General features: G+C 39.2%; 19 protein-coding genes and 1 pseudogene. 3 read left to right on the top strand and 17 right to left on the bottom strand.

Features of this window, described 5'->3' with window-relative positions; translation table 11 throughout:
* Nucleotides 1–3: 3 nt before the first annotated feature.
* The 16 genes and pseudogenes from MHH23_RS14420 to MHH23_RS14490 form a co-directional block, all read right to left on the bottom strand.
* A complete protein-coding gene (locus MHH23_RS14420; protein ID WP_251210771.1) occupies nt 4–789 on the bottom strand; it encodes an SDR family oxidoreductase in 786 nt (261 codons plus the stop codon).
* A gap of 76 nt (nt 790–865) precedes the next feature.
* On the bottom strand, nt 866–1,813 hold the full coding sequence (locus tag MHH23_RS20160) for a methyl-accepting chemotaxis protein (protein WP_370529227.1): 948 nt from the start codon (nt 1,811–1,813) through the stop codon (nt 866–868).
* Nucleotides 1,805–2,827 (bottom strand): annotated as a pseudogene (locus MHH23_RS20165) (cache domain-containing protein); the annotation flags it as partial. The gene MHH23_RS20160 and the pseudogene MHH23_RS20165, both read right to left, overlap by 9 nt.
* A gap of 115 nt (nt 2,828–2,942) precedes the next feature.
* Nucleotides 2,943–3,971, bottom strand: coding sequence for a spore photoproduct lyase (splB, locus tag MHH23_RS14430; protein WP_007498710.1), 1,029 nt, complete (start codon nt 3,969–3,971; stop codon nt 2,943–2,945).
* A gap of 80 nt (nt 3,972–4,051) precedes the next feature.
* Nucleotides 4,052–4,279, bottom strand: coding sequence for a transcriptional regulator SplA domain-containing protein (locus MHH23_RS14435; protein WP_008361179.1), 228 nt, complete (start codon nt 4,277–4,279; stop codon nt 4,052–4,054).
* Between the two features lie 114 nt (nt 4,280–4,393).
* Nucleotides 4,394–6,112, bottom strand: coding sequence for a phosphoenolpyruvate--protein phosphotransferase (ptsP, locus tag MHH23_RS14440; protein ID WP_008348058.1), 1,719 nt, complete (start codon nt 6,110–6,112; stop codon nt 4,394–4,396).
* Entirely contained in the window at nt 6,112–6,378 is a 267-nt protein-coding gene (locus MHH23_RS14445; RefSeq protein WP_003211078.1) for a phosphocarrier protein HPr, read from the bottom strand. The genes ptsP and MHH23_RS14445 overlap by 1 nt, the downstream gene beginning before the upstream one ends.
* A 93-nt stretch (nt 6,379–6,471) precedes the next feature.
* Entirely contained in the window at nt 6,472–8,571 is a 2,100-nt protein-coding gene (gene ptsG / locus MHH23_RS14450) for a glucose-specific PTS transporter subunit IIBC (RefSeq protein ID WP_024719659.1), read from the bottom strand.
* A 202-nt stretch (nt 8,572–8,773) separates the two neighbouring features.
* Complete coding sequence (gene glcT / locus MHH23_RS14455; protein ID WP_017359435.1) at nt 8,774–9,628, bottom strand: glucose PTS transporter transcription antiterminator GlcT; 855 nt, start codon at nt 9,626–9,628, stop codon at nt 8,774–8,776.
* Nucleotides 9,629–9,683: 55 nt separating this feature from the next.
* On the bottom strand, nt 9,684–10,673 hold the full coding sequence (locus tag MHH23_RS14460; protein WP_256689214.1) for a LacI family DNA-binding transcriptional regulator: 990 nt from the start codon (nt 10,671–10,673) through the stop codon (nt 9,684–9,686).
* A 292-nt stretch (nt 10,674–10,965) separates the two neighbouring features.
* The gene (locus MHH23_RS14465) at nt 10,966–12,060 is read right to left on the bottom strand and encodes a M24 family metallopeptidase (protein ID WP_340959707.1); all 1,095 of its coding nucleotides are present in this window, start codon (nt 12,058–12,060) and stop codon (nt 10,966–10,968) included.
* Nucleotides 12,061–12,164: 104 nt separating this feature from the next.
* Entirely contained in the window at nt 12,165–14,084 is a 1,920-nt protein-coding gene (locus MHH23_RS14470) for a heavy metal translocating P-type ATPase (RefSeq protein ID WP_340959709.1), read from the bottom strand.
* 295 nt (nt 14,085–14,379) lie between these two features.
* The gene (stoA, locus tag MHH23_RS14475; RefSeq protein WP_340959710.1) at nt 14,380–14,868 is read right to left on the bottom strand and encodes an endospore biogenesis thiol-disulfide oxidoreductase StoA; all 489 of its coding nucleotides are present in this window, start codon (nt 14,866–14,868) and stop codon (nt 14,380–14,382) included.
* A gap of 54 nt (nt 14,869–14,922) precedes the next feature.
* The gene (locus MHH23_RS14480; protein WP_340959711.1) at nt 14,923–16,239 is read right to left on the bottom strand and encodes a polysaccharide biosynthesis protein; all 1,317 of its coding nucleotides are present in this window, start codon (nt 16,237–16,239) and stop codon (nt 14,923–14,925) included.
* A gap of 114 nt (nt 16,240–16,353) precedes the next feature.
* Nucleotides 16,354–17,007, bottom strand: coding sequence for a cell wall hydrolase (locus MHH23_RS14485; RefSeq protein WP_045035134.1), 654 nt, complete (start codon nt 17,005–17,007; stop codon nt 16,354–16,356).
* Nucleotides 17,008–17,313: 306 nt separating this feature from the next.
* Entirely contained in the window at nt 17,314–17,508 is a 195-nt protein-coding gene (locus tag MHH23_RS14490) for a hypothetical protein (protein WP_008348081.1), read from the bottom strand.
* 167 nt (nt 17,509–17,675) lie between these two features.
* Here MHH23_RS14490 and MHH23_RS14495 point away from each other — a divergent pair, with 167 nt between their 5' ends.
* Both MHH23_RS14495 and MHH23_RS14500 read left to right on the top strand, forming a co-directional pair.
* Complete coding sequence (locus tag MHH23_RS14495) at nt 17,676–17,864, top strand: YkvS family protein (protein WP_003211747.1); 189 nt, start codon at nt 17,676–17,678, stop codon at nt 17,862–17,864.
* Between the two features lie 133 nt (nt 17,865–17,997).
* Entirely contained in the window at nt 17,998–18,522 is a 525-nt protein-coding gene (locus MHH23_RS14500) for a GNAT family N-acetyltransferase (protein WP_047946005.1), read from the top strand.
* A gap of 99 nt (nt 18,523–18,621) precedes the next feature.
* Here MHH23_RS14500 and MHH23_RS14505 read toward each other — a convergent pair whose 3' ends face one another.
* Entirely contained in the window at nt 18,622–18,840 is a 219-nt protein-coding gene (locus MHH23_RS14505; protein ID WP_035700544.1) for a hypothetical protein, read from the bottom strand.
* A 567-nt stretch (nt 18,841–19,407) separates the two neighbouring features.
* Between MHH23_RS14505 and MHH23_RS14510 the strand changes: the two genes are divergently transcribed.
* Nucleotides 19,408–21,168: an AIPR family protein gene (locus MHH23_RS14510; RefSeq protein ID WP_340959712.1), complete on the top strand. Its 1,761-nt coding sequence runs from the start codon at nt 19,408–19,410 to the stop codon at nt 21,166–21,168.
* Nucleotides 21,169–21,218 lie beyond the last annotated feature (50 nt).

The raw sequence follows: 21,218 nt of genomic DNA on the forward strand, positions 1-21,218 counted from the left end.
TCCTTATAGAGACTTTGTCAATCCACCATCAATGATGAGGGTTTGACCTGTCATATATGTATTGGCTTCAGATAAAAGAAAAGCCGCATATGCTGCAAATTCCTCTGGCAGTCCGTAACGGCCCAGCGGAATCATCCGTTCAGCTTGTGCTTTGATCTCTTCAACCGATTGTTGCTCCTCCTGTGCACGGTGTTTGTCCAACTGTTTCACGCGCTCTGTTTCAATTTTCCCCGGGGCTAAGGTATTGATCAAAATACCATCTTTGGCAAGCTCCTGGGCAGCTGTTTTTGTCCAGCCGGTAATGGCCGGTCTAAATGTATTCGACAGCATCAAGCCTGGGATCGGTTCTTTGACCGACATAGATGCAATATTTAAAACTCGTGCACCTTGTTTTTTTAAATACGGCAAGGCTTCTTTTAATAACCGAATATAGCTGAGTAAATGAAGCTGAAAGGATTCCATCCAATCTTCATCTGTTAAGGTTTCAAGTGTTCCTGTTTGAGGACCGCCTGTATTGTTCACGAGTATATCAAGGCGTTTTTCATCACCTGCTGCTGCGACGACAAGCGCTTTAATTTGCTCGGCATCAGATACATCACATACTTGATAAGTCAGCTTCCCTTTTACAAGCGGGGATAATTCTTTGACCGCTTCTTGCAGCGTGTGCTCATGTCTTCCCGAGAGCATCACATCTGCTCCCTCTTTTGCAAGATGAAAGGCAATGGCTTTACCGATACCTTGACTGCTTGCAGCGACCAATGCTTTTTTTCCAGATAGATTAACATGTATGTTGGCACCCTCCTCTGTTCATATTTTATCATACAAAAAGAACCTTGCTCACATGGCAAGGTTCTTTTCTGCAAGATTATAGTTTAAACCGATTGACTGCCTGACGCAGTGCCTGACTTGATTCGTTCAACATTTCTGTTGAAGTTTTCGTTCTTTCTAAAGCTTGTACTTGTTCGTCTGTGGAAGCATGTACTTCCTCAGCTGAAGCGGCGGATTCTTGTGAAATGGCCGCAATACTTTGAATGGAATCATTCATTTTCTGCTGTTCTTCAGTCATTTCATTGATTTGTGTATGAATGCTGTCAATGGAGCCGACAAGTGCCTGCATTTCCATTGTGATACTGCTGAGTGCCTCACCTGTTGAATTGATGGCATCACCTTGTTCTTCATTCATTTTACTTGCTGCTGTCATCGCTTCAGCTGCCTTTTTCGATTCATCTTGAATGAGTTTTACGGTTTCACTAATATGTTTGGTTGATTCTGCAGATTGTTCAGCCAGCTTTCTGACTTCTTCTGCAACAACAGCAAATCCTCTTCCGCTTTCTCCTGCTCTCGCTGCTTCAATACTTGCATTCAGTGCGAGTAAATTCGTTTGATCTGAGATTTCAGAGATCGCTGTTACGACGTTTTCAATATTTTTCGTTTTATGCTCAAGGTCAAGCAGCATTTGCTCTACCTTCTTCGATTCTTCATTCGCTTGTGTTGATTTTTGGACGAGCAGACCAAGAGCATCAAGTCCTCTATAGCTTGCATCTTCCGATGATTTTGAGTTGGTTTGCATTTGCGTGGCAAGCTCACCCATATGACGAACTTTTTCATACAAATGCTCTGATTTTTCATTAATGGTTTCCGCTTCTGATGCTTGTTTCGTCGCTCCTACAGCGACCTCTTGAATAGCCGTTGCAATCTGTTCACTAGACAGCAAGGTCTCGTTTGAAATTTGGGTCACTTCATCCGTTGATTTCACAACCTGATCTGAAGACTCTTTCACTTTTTCAATTAAATCCCTGATGCCTTCAGTCATTTGATTAAAGCTTTTCGTCAGGAACCCTATCTCATCCTGAGACTTCGACTCAAGCGAGCTGGTTAAATCGCCTTCAGACACTTTACGAACATGCTCGATGAGGCGTTTAATTGGTGTTGTAATGCTTCTAGCCAATAAGTAGCTTAGAATCATGGCAAGTATAATGGCAATGACAGAAATAATGATACTTGTCTGATTCATTTGTTCAGTGATCCAAAGAAGTTTCTTTTTCTCGAAGCTCACACCGATCGTCCAGTTTGCCTCTTTAATTTTTGAGATGACGGTCAGCTGTTTGTCATCATCAATACCCGAGTTGTCGATCGCTTTTTTCACAGAAGCGACTTTTGAGATATTTTTTCCTTGCTCTGTTGGATGTGCCAAAATGGTCCCTGTGCCGTCAACTAAGAAAGCCGTTCCCATATAAGGAATCTTTTGTTCTTTTATATAAGACTGAATGGAAGCCAGTTTCAAGTCAAGTCCAGCGACACCGACTACTTTCCCGTTTCGTACGATCGCCTTTGTGGCTGAAACGACCATTTCATTTGTTGCTTTATCAATGTACGGATCTGTCCATAGGACGTCGTCAGGCTTTTCAGCCGCTTGAATATACCAGTCTCGTTTAGACGGATCATACCCTTCACCAAAATCGGACTCCGGGAAAGCGAACATTTTACCATCACTTGTTCCTATATAGGCAAGCGAGATGAGTTCATCCTGCTCCTGCAATCCTTTTAATTCATCGTTTTCAAATGCCAATGTCTGCTTTGTTTGTTTCTGTGCAAAATCTTCAGTAAGTGTACTTGTTGCCAATTTGTTAATCGTATCACCGTAATTCTCAAGCTTTAGTGCTATGATGTCTCTCATGCTTTCTGCCGTTGCTGCTGTCGTTGTTTTCGCATCTCGTTCAATCAGTGGTCTTAATACTAAATTGGAACCCACTTGAACTGCGACAACGGTTAAAATTAAAATAACTGAGATGAAAACAGCTATTCTCACTTGAAGTTTCTTAAACATCTCATCACCCCTACATCCTACTTTCGCATCTTAATGTGTATATCGGCAAAATTGGTACCGCATTCAATAGTTGTAAGAAAATTTAAATAGAAAAAACAAGCCATAATGACTTGTTTTAAGTAAAATATTCAATTTTTGCAGACGGAAAGTACTGTTCTATATATGATTCTAATGTCTGTCTAAGTTCTTGTTCTTCATCTTTTTGATAGATATATTTTCCAATTCCGTATCTACCCCACTTATATCTTCTCTTTTCTTCATCTAGTTCTAGTTTTGTTTTTGGATAGTTTTTTTGGATGACACGCTTCGCCGGTTTTGTAAAACGGTGCTGAATCATTTCAAAGGTGATATCTTGTCTCACTTCTTCAGGGAGAGCTGCATCGAGTTTTTCAAATAGGACTTTATAGCCCTCTTGCCACCCTTCATGAATGTAAATAGGGGCAATAATAAAGCCAAGTGGATAGCCTGCTTTTGCTACCTTTACAGCCGCTTCAATCCGCTGATCGAGTGGTGATGTTCCAGGTTCGAAATATTTAATGACATAATCGGCATTGATACTAAAGCGGAATCTTGTTCGTCCATTGTGTTTTGCATCTAACAAATGGTCTACATGATGAAATTTCGTAACAAAGCGTAGTTTGCCAAGATCGGTTTGACCAAAGTATTCAATCGCTCGTTTGAGTGTGTGAGTCAAATGGTCAATTCCGACGATATCAGATGTACACGAGGCTTCAAATCGTGTGATATCAGGCGCACGCTCGTTCATGTACTGTTCAGCCTGATCTAAGATCTCTTCTACATTGACATATGTGCGAATGTACGGCTTACTCCCCATAGTCGTTTGCAGGTAGCAATAATGGCAATGCCCCATGCATCCTGTCGCAAAAGGAATGGCATACTCTGCAGATGGTTTAGATGTATCAAATTTTAAGGTTTTTCTCACGCCGATAACGAGCGTCGACTTTGCATTACGGTACTTTTGCAAATCATTTTTCCCCGGAATATTTCTCACTTGGTTGTGTGAGGTTGTTTCTCTAATTTCAATTCCCATGCCTTCAAACTTTTCTTTCAGCTCTTGTCCTAATGGGTACTCTAGCGCCCGAGGTTCAATATACACAAGCTGGGGAACGAACGGTTTGATCATAATTAGCACATCCTTACCTTATAGGTTCATATCGTTACTTTAACCTCTCAGGATGGCTTCTATCCTTTCTAAAATCTCCCTTATTCAAACAGATCTTGATAAAGGGCTTCTGCTTCTTCGTATGTTGGAAATACGGCATCATCAGGGGCTAATGGGTGATATGTTTCAAGTAGAAATAGCGCAAGCTCTTGCTCATTGTAAGGGTGTGAAACGATTTCCGCTTCTTTAATTTGTGCGACATTGGCTGCATGTGGATTTCGATAAATGACATATACTTGATCACCCGGCTTATAGTTAGAGAAAGACAAACTGGTCACCTCCATTTTTTTATTTTAGGATGCCCTTCTCTGCAAGCGATATGACTGATTATGATAAAATTCGACAAAAAAACCAGACAGTTTGACCTGTCTGGTTTACATCACCTAGTTATGTTGAAACGTTTTTTTCACGAAATCAACCACTTCTTCAGTTGTGCTCAGTGATAAGATATGCTCTTTAAATGATGCAGCTTCTTCCTTAGAAAGCTTGCTTAACTGCGTTCTTGCTGGAAGAATCGATGTTGCGCTCATTGAAAATTCATCTAATCCTAATCCAAGTAGGAGCGGGATTGCGATTTCATCTCCTGCCATCTCACCGCACATGCCAACCCATTTACCTTCTTTATGCGCTGCTTCAATCACAAGAGTTATGAGGCGTAAAATAGCTGGATTGTATGGCTGGTAAAGATAAGACACTCGTTCGTTCATTCGATCAGCAGCCATTGTGTATTGAATCAAATCATTTGTTCCAATACTGAAGAAATCTACTTCTTTTGCAAATTGATCTGCGATAACAGCTGTTGATGGAATTTCTACCATCATTCCGATTTCAATTGAATCAGATACTTCTGTACCAGCAGCAACCAATGCTTCTTTTTCTTCAAGTAAAATAGCTTTTGCTTCTCTAAATTCTGATAACGTCGCGATCATAGGGAACATGATTTTCAAGTTTCCATATGTACTTGCACGAAGTAACGCGCGTAGCTGTGTTCTGAAAATCTCCTGCTCTTCAAGGCAAAGGCGGATCGCTCTATAGCCAAGGAACGGGTTCATTTCTTTTGGAAGCTGCAAGTAAGGAAGTTCTTTATCGCCACCAATATCTAGTGTGCGGACAACCACTGCTTTGCCTTCCATCTTCTCTAAAACGGTTTTATACGCATCGAACTGCTCTTCTTCTGTTGGGAGCTGATCTCTGCCCATGTATAAAAATTCTGTACGGTACAATCCAACTGCTTCGCCGCCATTTTCAAGTACACCTTTTACATCTTCAGGTGTTCCGATATTTGCAGCTAGCTCTACGTGAACGCCGTCTTTTGTGACCGTTGGCTGGTCAACAAGTTTCGCCCATTCCGCTTTTTGAGCTAAGTAGTCTTCATGCTTTTTTTGATACGCTTTCACTTCATCTTCAGAAGGCTGAATGATGACGTCTCCACTAATACCATCAACAATGATCAGATCATTGTTTTTCACCGTTTTTGTTGCTTCTTTTGTCCCAACAACTGCTGGAATTTCCATTGATCTTGCCATAATCGCTGAGTGAGAAGTACGACCACCGATATCTGTCGCAAAACCTTTGACGAATTGTCTGTTCAGCTGAGCTGTATCAGAAGGTGTTAAATCTTCAGCAATGATAATGACTTCTTCAGAAATCATACTTGGGTTTGGAATGTCAACGCCTAGCAAATGACCAGTGACACGTTTTGTAACGTCGCGAATATCCGCTGCACGTTCTTTCATGTATTCATTGTCCATTGCTTCAAACATTGTAACAAACATTGTTGCTGTTTCTTTTAAAGCAAATTCAGCATTTACTTTATCCGATGTAATTTTATCCTTTACTGGGTTGAGCAGCTCTGGATCACTTAACACAAGAAGGTGTGCAGAAAAGATATCTGCTTTGTCTTGGCCAAGCTCTTTTAGCGCATGTTCTTTAATTGCTTCAAGTTCTTGTTTAGAAACATGAATTGCTTCTTCAAAACGCTTCACTTCTGTCTCTGGATCGTTGATGTCTTTTTGGTGAACTGTTAAATCTGGTTCTTCCAGACGATATGCTTTTGCAATCGCAACGCCTGCTGAAGCACCGATTCCTTTCAGTTGTTGCATTACTCGCCTAGGCCTTCACTTTTCATTGTGTCTTTAAGTGCAGCAAGTGCATCATTTTCATCAGAACCAGAAGCAGAGATAGTGATTGTAGCACCTTTCGCAATTCCTAGAGACATTACACCCATAATAGATTTCAGGTTCACTGTTTTACCATTATATTCTAAGTTGATATCAGCATCATATTTACTAGCAGTTTGTACAAGAACTGTTGCAGGACGTGCGTGAATTCCAGAATCTGCAGTTACTTTGAATGTTTGTTGAGCCATTTTTATCAATCTCCTTTTTATACATTTCATACATCCACAATATTATATCATACTGCCGAGCTTGTCATCTAACAAGAACGGCAGTTATGAAAATTATTTTGAAATTTTCATGATGTTTTCTTGGCCAGCTTTGATTTCACCGGATTCTTGAAGGTCAATAAATTGTCCTTCACTTAAGTTTGTAAATACAATTGGTGTCATTAAAGATGGTACTTCTGACTTAATTTTATCAATATCAACCTCTAAAAGTTTTTGACCGATTTCTACTTGGTCTCCCTCTTGTACAAATGCTTCAAATCCTTCTCCTTTGAGGCTGACTGTATCAATCCCGAAGTGAATCAAGATTTCAAGTCCACCATCAGACTGGAGGCCGATGGCGTGTTTTGTTGGGAACACATTTAAGATTTTTCCTCTTACTGGTGAAACCACTGTTCCCTCTTTTGGCAAGATAGCAAAACCGTCACCCATCATTTTCCCTGAGAATACTTGATCTGGCACATCTGTAATTGGATGCAGCTCCCCTGTAATTGGTGAAGCAAACGTTTCTTCCCCTTGTTCGTTTTGAAGCGGTTTTGCAATGACTTCTTCAACCTGCTGACTGACTTCTTCTTTTGCAGAAGGGTCTTTCGCTGGTCGAGGTGTGCGCCCTGCAATAATGTCTTGCATTTGTGTTTTTAAATTATCAGAGCGTGGTCCAAAGATGGCCTGGATGTTATTCCCTACTTCAAGGACACCTGAAGCGCCAAGCTTTTTCAAGCGGTCTTTATCCACTTTTTTCTGATCATTTACAGTGACACGTAAACGCGTAATACAAGCATCTAGGTGTTTAATGTTTTCTTGGTCACCCATTGCTTCAAGAATTTCATAAGGTAAGTCATCGCCTTTTCCAGATTGAGCGCTACTTGCACCGTCAGCTGCTTCATCTTCTCGTCCTGGCGTTTTCAGATTAAACTTGCGAATCGCAAATCTGAATCCGAAGTAGTAAATGACAGCCAGTACGAGACCGACTGGAATAACAAGCCACCAAGCGGTTCTATTCGGCAGGATACCAAATAGGAAGAAGTCGATTAACCCTCCTGAGAAGGTCATCCCGATTTTCACGTTTAGAATATCCATTATCATAAAGGATAATCCAGCAAATACACAGTGAATCGCAAATAATATCGGTGCAACAAACAAGAATGAGAATTCAAGCGGTTCAGTGATCCCTGTTAGGAAAGAAGTAAGGGCCGCTGACCCCATAATTCCTGCTACAAGTTTTTTATTCTTAGGTTTTGCTTCATGGTAAATCGCAAGTGCTGCTGCTGGAAGTCCAAACATCATGAACGGATATTTCCCTGTCATGAATGTCCCGGCTGTCAGCTGAACACCATCTTTGATTTGCGCCATGAAAATACGCTGGTCACCACGGATAATATCTCCTGATAAGCTCTTATAGCTAAAAAATTCATACCAGAATGGTGCGTAGAATATGTGGTGCAGACCAAACGGAATTAATGAGCGTTCAATGACACCGAATACAAAGGCAGCTAGCGGCTCATTCGCTGCAAGCAGTCCAGTTGAAAATGAGTTCAATGCACCTTGGATTGGCGGCCAAATGACGAGCATCAAAAGCCCTAAAATAAGTGCTGAAATCGACGTAACGATTGGAACAAAACGCTTACCAGCAAAGAAGCCAAGATATTGCGGGAGCTCAATTTTGTAAAATTTATTAAACATATAAGCGGCTAATACCCCGACAATAATCCCGCCAAAAACGCCGGTAGACAAGGTCGGTATGCCGAGCATATTCACATACGCTGGATGACTTTCCTTAAAGAACTTAGCCAATTTGATTGAATCGGATGGAATGGAACCGTTGGCCATTAATACGGCACTCATCGTTACGTTCATGACAAGGTAACCGATGATCGCGGCAATCCCTGCCACACCGTCTCCATTGGCAAGACCGATGGCAACCCCTACAGCAAATAAGAGTGGAAGATTCGAGAAGACAATATTCCCCGCATTCTCCATAACACTAGCAACAAGCTGAATTGTATCATTGCTTAAAAATTGAGCGACATCAATCAGCTGCGGATTTTGCATCGCATTTCCGAGTGCTAGTAAAATACCAGCAGCAGGAAGGATCGCAACTGGAAGCATAAGTGCTCGTCCAATTTTTTGCAACACACCAAAAAGTGATTTAAACACTGGTTGAACCTCCTTTTGTTTTCGCTTACAACATGCATTTCAATTACACACTGACGTACATTTCATAATTAACCGTTTACATTTCACTTTCAGAACACAAAAAAGACATGGTGATATAAGGTTGCGCAAATAACAGGATCTTATCCTGTATTTACCTTAAGTCACTCATGCCTGATCGAATCAGTTACACGTTTCAAGGAAACTATGAAATTTTATTCGTCAATCTGTACAGGTGAAGTGTCAAATAGACAGCTTCGGCATCTTGTACAGGCTTTTTCAATGCATGTTGCAAAATTTTGATCATTTTCCAAGCAGTATTGTAGCATAAAGGATATTCATTTTTCAATAGATGAAGCAACTTTTCTGGCTCCTCTAATGATTCTTCCCGTTTAATACGCTCAATCGAAAACGTAATATGGCGCAGTAAGCGTAAATAATGAATACTTTCTCTATCTACTTTCATATGAAATGCATCTTCTATGACTTGGACCATTTGTGTCATGAGCTGCGAATGACGGTTGACCTCGGATAAAGGCCGGTTCGTTAAAGCAGAGTGAATGTGGAGCGCAATAAAGCCAATCTCTCCTTCGGGCAGCTTTGTTTCAACATCTGGCCGCGCATTTATCAGTTCCACGACTTCCTTTGCGACCTCGTATTCTTTCGGGTATAAGGATTTCGTTTCAAGCATAAAAGGATTGGTGATATCATAGCCTTGCTTAACTCGCTTAAAACTAAAGGCAATATGATCTGTTAGTGCAATATGAATATGCTCATTTAAACGATGCCCCATTTTTTCTCGTATATGATAAATGACGTCATTGGCAAGCTCAATCATGTCCTCATTAATGTGGTGCAGCAATTGTTTGTATTCTGTTTGCTCTTTTGTATTCTTTAACACAAACATTTTCTCAAATGCCGCTTGATCGAGAACGTCACCCGATTTTTTCCCAAAGCCGATCCCTTTATCAATCAGGACCACTTCGCCTAAAGAAGGGTGTTTTGCGATGATGACATTATTATTTAACGCTTTATCAACGGTGAAGGATTCCATGAACATCCCCACCTCCTTCTTATTCAATCCTTCTTATCGTACAAAACAGATGAAACGTGCGTCAACGATTGTTTTTCAAAATAGTCGTTGTGCGCTCAACGAGTCGATATGACAGCACCCTTTTTTCTGGTGCCTCACCTTGTAATACTTGGTTGAACAAGTCAAATGCTTCCTGCCCCATTTGTTTGAGGGGAATATCTATACTAGAAATCCCCAATGCTTCACTCAATTGATCGTTTTGAAAGCCAAGTATGGCTGGTGATTCTCCAACGTTTATTTGGTGACGCTGTGCTTCTAGTAAAAAACCTGCTGAGACATCATCGTTTGTAATCAGTAAGGCTGTCGGACGATTTTTCATCTCTTTCCATTCTGTAAATAATTGCTTGCCATCAAAAATGGTTAGTTTTCCTTCAATGACCCATTCATCATCAATGTCCTGTCCAAGCGACCGCATCATTTCTTGATAAGTCTGAATGCGAACTTGGCTGTTCTCCCCTTCTGTTCTAGCAAGAACGATTGCGATTCGCTCATGACCGCATGCCGCTAAGTGTTCAAGCCCTTCCTTAAAAGCCTGATCATGCGCAATCGATACCGATGAACATGTATCATGCGGAGTAGGATGACAAAAGATAATAGGACCAGATTCCTGCCACTTTAAAATTTCTCGATCACTTAACGCATTTGAGCAAAAGATTAAACCATCCACACGCTGCTCTTTTAAGCTCATTAATGCTTCTTTTTCCTTTAATGGGTCATATCCTGTTTGAAACAAGGCAAAATGCATTCCGCACTCCTGTGCTTTCTCTGCAATCCCTGTGACAATTCCGCTGAAATAGGAGTGATCAATTGTCGGAAGTACAATTCCAAGCATATTGGAATAGCCCTTTGCTAAATGCACTGCCTGAATATTCCGTGTATATTTGAGCTCTTTCATCGCACTAAGTACGCGCTCTCGCTTTTCTTCTTTGACATAAGGATGATCATTCATCACTCGTGATACGGTGGTAACAGATACACCCGCTCTTTTCGCAATATCCCTTATGTTAGGCATTTTTTCTCCTACTTTCTCTTGATATGGTAAGCGTTTCATACTTTAAGATGTATGTGAGCTGAACAAATCACTGGGTGGAAAGGGGAATTCAAGATGGGTATTATCATATGGATTATATTATGTTTGACTATTTTGTTTTCTGCTCGATTCGCACTACATCCTTTAGGAAAAGAACATAAAATCAAGCCGTTTCAATCAATTGATGATTTTTTTGTTGATAAGGATCGCAAAGAGTGACAAAAAAATCACGATGACGCTCCCAATACTTGGACGTTCATCGTGATTTTTTTCATTACTTGATGATCGTCAACTCTTTTGGATAATTGGTTAAGGTGACTGGGCCATCTTTTGTAATGAGAACATCGTCTTCAATTCTAACCCCGCCGACTCCTGGTAAATAAATACCCGGCTCGATCGTATAGACCATCCCTTCTTTTAGAAGGTCATCATTTGCTTGACTCATAGAAGGGAACTCATGAACAGAAACCCCGAGTCCATGCCCTAGACGGTGCGGGAAGTATTCGCCATATCCTGCTTCTGCGATCAGCCCTCTTGCTTTTAAGTCAAGGTCACCAATTCTCACACCCGGCTGGCTCATATCAAGTGCTGCCAATTCGGCTTTCAAGACGGTGTTGTAAATATCCTTTTGTTGTTCAGACGCTTCTTGATAGATGAAGGTTCTTGTAATATCTGAACAATAGCCATCCACAATCACGCCGAGGTCAAATAAAACAAAATCACCTTTTTTCAAGGCTGCCTGCCCCGGATTTCCATGAGGTTCTCCTGATTTTTCTCCGAATAGTACCATGGTTGAAAAGGACATGCCCTGAATGCCTTTTTTCTTCAGTTCATATTCGATGACAGCAAGAACTTCGGTTTCCGTCACCCCTTCTTTTAGGGCATGAACCCCAATTTTGACGCCTTCGTCTGCCAATTGAGCAGCTTTTTTCAATGTTTCAATTTCAGCTTCGTCTTTAATTAGTCTTAGCTGATTGAGCACATCTTCTGCCCGGACGAATGTTTCTGCCCCAGTGACAGCTTGAAGCTGCTCTGCTCTTTGCAAAGGAATGGATTCTTTTTCAATCGCTAGGCGAGTCGCTTTTACTCCTCGTTTTTCTAGTGCCTTTTGTATGAAATCAAAGGGGTTTTCATGGTCTTCATATCCAATGATATCTCCAGCCCATCCCGCATTTTTTGCTTGCTCAACTTCCATCTTAGGCAAAATGAAAAATGGATCTGCTTCCTCAAAAACAAACAGCCCCATCACTCTTTCATGCGGCTCTGTGAAGTATCCAGATAGATAGAATACATTCTCCTTTGTATGTATAAATGCACCTTGAATGTCTTTTTTCTTAAGCCAAGAAGACAAGTTTTTCATTCGATTCATCGTGATCCTCCTCACACGTTTGACTACTGATCTATTGTATCAGTTTTCACTGTATTTCGCACAAAAGCGCACTGACCTAAAGCCAGTGCGCTTTTGTGATTTGCTTAAGAAGCACGAAGCAAACGAAGTCCGTTTAAAATAACCAAAATCGTACTGCCTTCATGCCCAATGACACCAAAAGGTAAATCAAGAACTTGTAAGAAATTCGCACAGATTAACAAACAAATAACTGTTAATGAAAAGATGATGTTTTGTTTAATGATTCGGTTCATCTTTCTTGAAAGACGGATCATCTTTGTTAGATTGTTTAAGTTATTTTTCATTAAAATGAGATCTGCTGTTTCTAAAGCAACATCTGTGCCTCCGCCCATTGCGACGCCAACATCTGCTGTGGCGAGTGCCGGTGCATCATTGATTCCATCTCCGACCATAATGATCGAATCACCTTGTTTTTTCAGTTGATTGACTTCATGTACCTTTTCATCTGGAAGACATTCAGCGACAACGGTTTGGATGCCTGCTTCCTCTGCAATCGCTTCAGCTGTTTTTTGCTGATCCCCTGTGAGCATGACGGTTTGGATGCCTAAATCATTCAGCTCCTGAATCATTTTTTTGGCTTCAGGTCTAATTTGATCCTTCAAACCGAGACAGCCGACGACTTCTTGATTTTTTTGAACATAGACAACTGTATATCCTTTGGATGAAAGAACATCACCATTCTCTTCAATGTCACGATCCATTGAAGCTTTTCCGGCAAAATCTTTCTTCCCAATCCGCCATGTGTCCTCATTTAATTGTGCTTCCACACCAAAACCTGATGTTTCTTCAATGGTTACGTGGGCTGCCCGCTCTGTATGATGCTCTTTTGCCATATCAGAAATGGCTTTAGCTAATGGATGGTTTGACTGACTTTCAATTTGATAGAGTGCATGATAAAAGGTCGATTCATCTTGCCCTTTTGCCAAGACCACTTTTTCAACAGCTGGTTTTCCACTTGTAATCGTACCCGTTTTATCAAATGCAATCATCGTACTTGTGCCCAGTTTTTCTAAAAAGACACTTCCTTTTACAAGCATACCGTTTCTTGCACCGTTTGAGATGAGTGAAAGAGCTGCTGGCATAATTGAGGCAACAAGTGCACAAGGCGAGGCAACTACCATAAACACCATCGCACGGTAGAACGTTTCACTCATGCTCCAGCCAAGTACAAAATGAGGCAGGAACATTAAAATCGCTACAGTGATGAGCACACCTTTTACATATGCACCTTCAAATTTTTCAATAAACGCTTGGCTTGGCGATACACTTTCTTGTGCAGATTCCACAAGCTTAATGATTTTATGAAAAAGTGTTTCTTCATTATGTTTTGTTACTTCTACTGTTAATGAACCATTTAAATTCACTGTTCCTGCAAACACATCTTCCCCTTGCCCTTTTTCCTGAGGCACCGATTCACCCGTTAAGGCAGATTCGTCTACACTTGTTCTTCCGTTCATGATCACACCATCTGCTGCAATTCGTTCGCCCGCTTTGATTAAAATACGGTCACCTGGCGTAAGTGAAGAAGCAGCGATTTGGATGGTGGTGCCATCTTCTTCAATTAAAGTGGCTTCATCTGGAGCGATACTCATTAAAGCCGTTAAGTCTTTTTTACTTTTATTTGACGTATACGTTTCTAGCGCACCGCTAAGCGAAAAAATAAAAATTAAAATGGCGCCCTCTGCCCAGTAGCCAATGATCGCTGAGCCTATCGCAGCAAATATCATTAAAAGTTCTACATTTAATGTCTTGGATGAAATGGTTTCTTCAATTCCTTCCTTTGCCTTTGCAAAACCACCAATAACAAAAGCAAGAATGAAAAGAGGAATACTCCACATCGTTTCATCCTTTAGAAACCATCCAATCAAGATGAGAATCCCCGAAATGCCTGCTGCGATTAATTCTCCGTGCTGTGCCCATTTTTGAAAGAGCGAGTTGGATCCTTTTTGATCTGTCGTTTGATAAAGTGCTGTATTCTCATTCATGATTACTTTCTCCTCTCTAATTGATAATGATTTTCACATTATCAATCGTTGCCCGTTCCGTTTATCATCTATATTTTCTGCTATTTCAAGCTTTTTATAGGTCTGTAACTCATTATAACAGGTTCTGATCAATTTTCAATTAATAATTATTATAATTTCTTTTTGATAATAATTATCATTATTAGTGTCCGACATTTCTTCCTCTTTCTGAGCACATTTTATTCATCTGAAAGGTAATTGAACACAAAAAAGAACCAACGGATCGCCCATTGGTTCTTTACAGAAAGCTTGTGTTCTACGAATTTGTCCACTCTTTGATTTGTTTTTTCGTCAGCGGACCTACATGGTTTTTGACCACTTCACCCTTTTCATTGATGAAAAAAGTCGTCGGGATCGTAATAATTTGGTATTTCTTCATCATTTCGCCGTGCTCATCGAGAACGATCGGAAATGTGAACTTTCTGTCTTTCACAAATTGGGCAACTGCATGCTTGCTTTGCTCAGCACCAAGTAAATTCACAGTTAGTATGTCTACATCACTTTGATTTTCTTTCACGATCTGTTCAAAGGCTGGCAGCTCCATTTTGCAGGACGGGCACCACGTTGTCCAAAAATGCAGAATGGTCCGCTTCCCTTTCACCGGGATCACCTGCGTTTCACCTGTTAATGTAGGAGCTTCTATCCTCGGCGCCATTACAGGCTCTTTTGCTTCAGCCTCTATGTTCATCAGAAATAAAAGAAGGGTCATCATGAGAAGACTGGCGGGTAGATATTTAAAATTCATCAGCATCTTCCTTCCTGATTTTCCTATAGCTTGCCCGCTAGCTGCACATGACATTCAAGCTTTTTTCAATGTAAGAAACATGGAGACGCCGAGTTCCTTGCAAATCGTCGCATAATGCAAAGCCGTTAATAGCAGCATCCCCGTGTTCATTCCTAAGATAACGCCCATCATATTTAAGGATTCAATGGACCCTAGGAAATACACCATAGAGAACGACACCACGTGCACCCATATATTATGTAGGAACACATCTTTAATGAGACCCATACCAATTAAGCACGCTTGAAACGGCATGACGAACAGGTGGCATAAGAAGTAAGGCCAGAGCAGCTGCAAGTAGACGGCTGCTTGAGGTGAGTCAAAAAAGAGCTGCGTGAGCGGATAAGCGAAATAATACATGATCATCACGGCTGGCACCGCATAGCCAAACGTAATGAGAATCGCTTGTCTGACACGTTTTTTCACGAGATCATACTGCCCCAAGGCATAGGCTTCTGATACATTCGGAATCATCACAATCATAATGGAATGAGCGATAAACGCCGGAAAAAAACCGATCGACATCGCTACGCCAGCAAGCATTCCGTAATGATCAACAGCAAGCGTACCAGAAATGCCCGCTGCAACGAGGGCTCCTTTGATTAAAAACGGTTCAACCGCATTGGCAATGGCATGAAAGATACGCATACCTGTTGTCGGAATGGAGACTGCTAACAAACGTTTTCTGACGTCAATCCCTCTTAACTCAACCGATCTGACATTCACAGCATTTTTCGCCATGACGTATTGGGAATATAAATAGATAAAGACGACGAGATCACTTGCAACAATCACACCAATCGCGATAAGCACCGCTGTTTCAATATCAAACGAATACCAATGAAAAAACAAAAATAAACAGATAAGCTGGATCGTTTTTTTCAGCATATTGGCTAGAGCAATTCTACCCATTTGCTGCTTGCCCATAAAATAACCGCGTGCAATGGACGTAAATGCGATGATTGGAATAAGTGACAGAACCAATCCCTTCATCAGCGGATGATACGATTGAAATACAGGAATGAAAGGCAGTACAATGGCTGCTATTGTCGTTGTTGTGCATGTCACCACAAGCGTCATTTTAAATGCATGGCGAAGCATACTTTTATGAAGCCGCTCATGCGATTCTGCAATGAATTTAGAAATGGAGACTGGCAGCTCTAAGCTGGCGATCACAAGCACAAGCATGATGATGGGAAGGATGCTCATATATAAACCCATTCCATGTTCTCCAAGCTCTCTCGCTAAAATCATATTGACTAAAAACTCGATACACTCAGCAATGAAAGCTGCGACAGATAGCAGAATGACCCCTTTTACAAATCGATTCATGTAGCCTCCCCTTGTCTAAAAGCAAATTCTTTTCACATTCTATGAGACAAGTCCTGAAAATATTTTAATAATTGAAGACAAAAAAAACAGCGACTGATTGATCGCTGCTTTTCTTTACACTGCAAACACGTGACGGCCTATGCGTTCTACAATTTTACGAGAACGAATCCAGTTATCTGTCGCCGTTTTTGGATTATAAAAATAAATCGCCTTTGTTGTTCTGTCATCTTCTTTGACAACCTGCTTCACAGCTTTTACGGAATCCTGGTCTGCCTTATCATTGATACTTCCATTTGATACGGGCTGGAAGGCATTTCGCTGATAAATCACGCCTCTGACACTGTCAGGAAAAGAGCGGTGTTCCACGCGGTTTAAGACGACGCTTGCTACAGCTTTTTTCCCGGCGTAAGATTCACCTTTTGCTTCGGCATGTACCAACCGAGAAAGCAAGTCCATTTCTTCATTAGAATAGTGTGATTGATTTCTTGAGCTTGCTGGCTTTGCCGTTTCCTTTTTCTTCGGCTTCGGTTTTGATGCCTTTTCCTCTGTTGATGTGCTTAGCATTTTCACTTTCGGCTGATGTTTCTCCTCTGAAAACGCAGGAATCACGGTATGCTTATTATCTTGATCTATATATGAAAGCTGATGCTTTTCAGGTGCTTGTTCAAGTTTCTGACTTAATGTGCCCTCTTGCTCTTGTATATTGTCCATCTTGATCGCTGAGATGAGCATAAGGATGGCAAAAAGAGCTGTATGAATTTTGATCATTCGCCTCATTCCTCCCTTAATTAATGTAGGCCGTAAGATACTTGTCCACTCTAACAAGAGCTTCTTCTATTTTCACGCACAAAGATTTTCATGCCTGTCCAAATTCCGTCATTAAATGGCATGTCCTAGATGAAATACGCATGAACTGGTAATGTAAGCGTTTAATATAGTCTCTTTTTAGCCTATAATCATCCTTATGCTCCTGATTATGGATTATTACATTTTCTTTTCATATGTATCAAGCTGGTTTGAAGTGTGACAAAAGAACCAAAATAAAAAGCTTTTTCTCATGAATGAGAAAAAGCTTTAGCTTCTTGCTTCTTTAAGATATTCAAAAATAACATCTCCACCATGCTTGGCAATTCCGCGAAAATGTTTAAAATCATCTTGATTGACCAATACAGAACGAAATGTTAAAAAATCATCCTTTTGAATGGTCACTTGTTTTTCAGTACCATTCCGTAATGATTCTAGTATTGTGTTGATGTGTTCTTCAGTCAAAAAAATCGCTCCTTTTCAGCCTTGATCAAATATTAAATATACCATTCGTTTTCAAAGCGTACAACGAAAACGAAAGAAAAACGTCTTTATCCTTTACATTGGTATGAAAATATTGCAAAATACTTTTTAATAGGGAATGAAATCTGTTTTTAAAGGAGAGGGATCGGTTGAAGATTGCAAAAATTGGGAATGTGATCGAATTTAGAAATGGTTTAACAGGTGTAGTTGAAAAAGTGAATGAAAACTCTGTTATTGTGGATGTCACCATTATGGACAACTATAGAGATTTAGAACTGGATTCACTAACAGTCGTTAATCATAAAAACTATAAAATCATCAAAGACTCCGTACATTAATTTGCAATCCTCAATTCAGACTACCGTTACATAAGGATATACGAAGCAGAGCTGATCACAATACCTTACTCTTTATGATTTATGTAAAAAAAGTGATCTGATGCAATATTAGCTCTAGACAGGAGAAACTAATATGCAACATTCAAATGATATCATTGTACGTTTTGGAAAAATAGAAGATGCTGAAACTACTTTAGAAATTCAAAAATCAGTGATTGCTGAGTCAGATTATTTACTGACAACGCCGGAAGAATACAAAAAAAACTTGTTAGAACACAAGGAATGGATACAGAAAAGAATAGAAAACGAAAATGAGACGTACATAGTTGCCCAAACTGGCGATCAAGTCATTGGATGGATAGCCTTTGAACAATCATCAAATAGAAAAAGAAACTCTCACGTTGGTTCTTTCGGTTTGATGGTTGATAAGAGCTATAGAGGTTTAGGCATAGGGGAAATGTTACTAACAGCATTATTAAATTGGGCAGAAAAAAACCCTTCAATTGAAAAGGTTAGTTTAGCCGTTTTCTCCACAAACCAAAAAGCTATTTCTTTGTACAAAAAGATGGGTTTTTTAGAAGAAGGGCGTAAAATAAATGAATTTAAAATAAATGATCATGAATACTGGGATGATGTATTAATGTATAAGCTCGTTTAATACGATGAAAAAGAATTGCAGAAATAAAGACATAATAAATTGAATCATCAATTTATTATGTCTTTTTCTTATTTTCTCTAACATCATTTGATGAAGGCGTCAGTCTTTTTGCGCGTGAAAGGTTTGCATTTCCGCTTTTGTTTTGTACATATCAACTTCTTCAGGTGTTATCACACCTTTATCAATTAAAAGGGCGATCACTCCAAGTAATGTGGAGGCACTCCATTTATATCGTTCTTTGTTTTGATGTTCAAGCATCTGAAGCTCTTCCTTTAATTCCATCAGCAGCTTCTCTGTTTTGTCTTCTTTGTTTGCCAACACAAACGCCTCCATTTCCATTCGCTCGTTTCAATTTTATCTTAAAGTAAATATATCAAGAATAAAAGCATGATACACCTTTACAAACATACGTTCTGTCATGTATACTATACATACGAGCTGGTAGCCCCCAGCCGTCCTAGCAAGTTCTATTCCTATTGGTATGAGAAGAGTGACATGACTCTTCTCTTTTTTTATGTGTGATCATGATCTTTCCCATAAAAAAAGACATGTCATCCACATGTCTTTTCTTATTGTTAGGCAAAACATGATTTTGAATGTTCAATGTCACCTACTATAGGCTACCATCTAGCATCTAGCACAAAAAATACCCCCTGTTTTTATACCTTTTCTTATAGAAGTCATTATCGCTCAGATGTTTCTTTATGTGATGTATGATTCACACTATACTAAAGATCATTTAGCAAGTTTTCAAACACAAAACTTTACTGATAACATTTTGCTGTTCAATCAGATCAAAATTCATACAATTTAACAAATATATGGATGATTTAAAATTGGTATGTTATTCTTATCAGGTAATTATTACTAATCAACTTAAAAAGGATGATAGCTTTGAGCAACCAATTGACTTTACTAAATGTTCATTTAGATGATTATATAACTAATAGCCAATTCGACAATTCTGATAAAGCATTTGAGTTATTCGCAACTGAGCAGATATTTAAAGACCAAGATATAGCAATTGATGAAGTCTCCGTCGGTCTAATTGGTGATAGCAAGGATTATGGTATTGACGGAGTCTACATCTATCTGAATGATGAATTAATCAATAATATTGAAGAAGTCGAAATTCATAGTAAGATGAATTTAGATCTTCATTTTCTTCAATATAAAAATACTAACACTATTCATGAATCTGTCATTGATAAGTTTATTGTAGCTACTGACTTCATTTTTGATTTAGATCAGGATCTTGACTCGATAAAAGATGCTGTCTCTATAAATCTCATTGAAAAAATGAATTTAATCCATACTATAATAAAGAAAATAGCCATAAAACACCCTAAAATAAATATTACCTTTTATCATGTGTGTAAAGGTGATAGCCGAAAAATACAAGGTCAAAAATATACAAACCATTCATATTTAAATAAAATTAAAATATTAAGAGATAAAACGCTCGAATCAAACTTAGGTAAGATGGATTTTGACTATAAGATCATCGATGCTGAAGTTTTACTGAACCTTTTGCGCAAAGAACCTGACTACTCGATTGCATTAAAGCTAAATGAAAATCCTATTGCTATTGATTACAGAGAATCTGACCAAAGAGGCTATATAGCATCTGTAAATGTAGTGGAATATTATAAGTTCCTGTGTGATCCTGTAGATAATTCTTTAAGAAAGTACTTGTTTGAATCTAACATTCGGGACTTCCAAAACAACACTTCTGTGAATAACGATATTGCAGAGACTCTTAAAGAAAAAAATGAATTTGATTTTTGGTGGCTAAATAATGGTATTACTATCATTGCAGAAAACGGCACATTAGTTGGGAAAACATTACAATTGGAAAACATCCAAATTGTGAACGGTTTACAGACTTCTCATACTCTATATAATTCTTTCAGTACTGATCTTCCTAAAACTGAAACTCGCTCAATATTATTAAAGATTATAATAACTGATAAAAAGGAAACTATGGACACTATTATCAAGTCGAACAATTCTCATAATCCTGTCCCTCCTGCTTTATTAAGAGCCACTCATAAGGTACAGAGAGATATTGAAGATTATTTTTTAGCAAATGGCTATTACTATGATAGAAGAAAGAATTATTATAGAAATCAAAACAAACCGATAAAGAAGATAATTTCTATAAATTATCTTTCTCAATGCTTAACATCTATTGTTGAAAAAAATCCATCAAAAGCTAGATCAAATCCTACAATTCTCACCAAAAAGGAGAGTGATTATGACAGACTCTTCCCTGATAGAAGACCAATGGAAACTTATCTCCAATCTATAAAAATAATGAAACGCATAGAACAATTCATAAAACAAGTGTTTAAACCAACGGATGAAGTAGACGTCGCTCTATCAACTTATTACCATTTCCATATTTCTAGGGTTCTAGTTTCAGTTATTTTGAATCAAGCTCGTTTCAATGGCGATAGAGACTTATGTAGCTTCAATATAGAAGACATAACTGACGAGATAATATTCACATCTTATCAATTTACAAAAGAATTAGTTTTAAACTACTCGCGTGAAAACGCTCAAAACAATCTAACCTATGTTTCGAAACAAATCCCTTTTAGTGAATATATAAACAATAATATCTCTGACCTTCTTACTAAATAAGATTATCTATACTCCTAAAAAATTAAACCTGAATTTTTCAAATTAAAATT

It is taken from the genome of Bacillus sp. FSL K6-3458 (assembly GCF_038005045.1).
In the GTDB taxonomy this organism is placed as follows: Bacteria; Bacillota; Bacilli; order Bacillales; family Bacillaceae; genus Bacillus; species Bacillus altitudinis.

Bases quoted from the DNA above. Each gene is read 5' to 3' on its own strand.
- MHH23_RS14445 (WP_003211078.1), bottom strand. From the start codon at position 6,378: ATGGCTCAACAAACATTCAAAGTAACTGCAGATTCTGGAATTCACGCA.
- glcT (WP_017359435.1), bottom strand. From the start codon at position 9,628: ATGTTCATGGAATCCTTCACCGTTGATAAAGCGTTAAATAATAATGTC.
- MHH23_RS14465 (WP_340959707.1), bottom strand. From the start codon at position 12,060: ATGAATCGAATGAAAAACTTGTCTTCTTGGCTTAAGAAAAAAGACATT.
- MHH23_RS20160 (WP_370529227.1), bottom strand. From the start codon at position 1,813: ATGACTGAAGGCATCAGGGATTTAATTGAAAAAGTGAAAGAGTCTTCA.
- MHH23_RS14480 (WP_340959711.1), bottom strand. From the start codon at position 16,239: ATGAATCGATTTGTAAAAGGGGTCATTCTGCTATCTGTCGCAGCTTTC.
- MHH23_RS14470 (WP_340959709.1), bottom strand. From the start codon at position 14,084: ATGAATGAGAATACAGCACTTTATCAAACGACAGATCAAAAAGGATCC.
- MHH23_RS14460 (WP_256689214.1), bottom strand. From the start codon at position 10,673: ATGCCTAACATAAGGGATATTGCGAAAAGAGCGGGTGTATCTGTTACC.
- stoA (WP_340959710.1), bottom strand. From the start codon at position 14,868: ATGAATTTTAAATATCTACCCGCCAGTCTTCTCATGATGACCCTTCTT.
- MHH23_RS14510 (WP_340959712.1), top strand. From the start codon at position 19,408: ATGATAGCTTTGAGCAACCAATTGACTTTACTAAATGTTCATTTAGAT.
- MHH23_RS14500 (WP_047946005.1), top strand. From the start codon at position 17,998: ATGCAACATTCAAATGATATCATTGTACGTTTTGGAAAAATAGAAGAT.
- ptsP (WP_008348058.1), bottom strand. From the start codon at position 6,112: ATGCAACAACTGAAAGGAATCGGTGCTTCAGCAGGCGTTGCGATTGCA.
- MHH23_RS14485 (WP_045035134.1), bottom strand. From the start codon at position 17,007: ATGATCAAAATTCATACAGCTCTTTTTGCCATCCTTATGCTCATCTCA.
- splB (WP_007498710.1), bottom strand. From the start codon at position 3,971: ATGATCAAACCGTTCGTTCCCCAGCTTGTGTATATTGAACCTCGGGCG.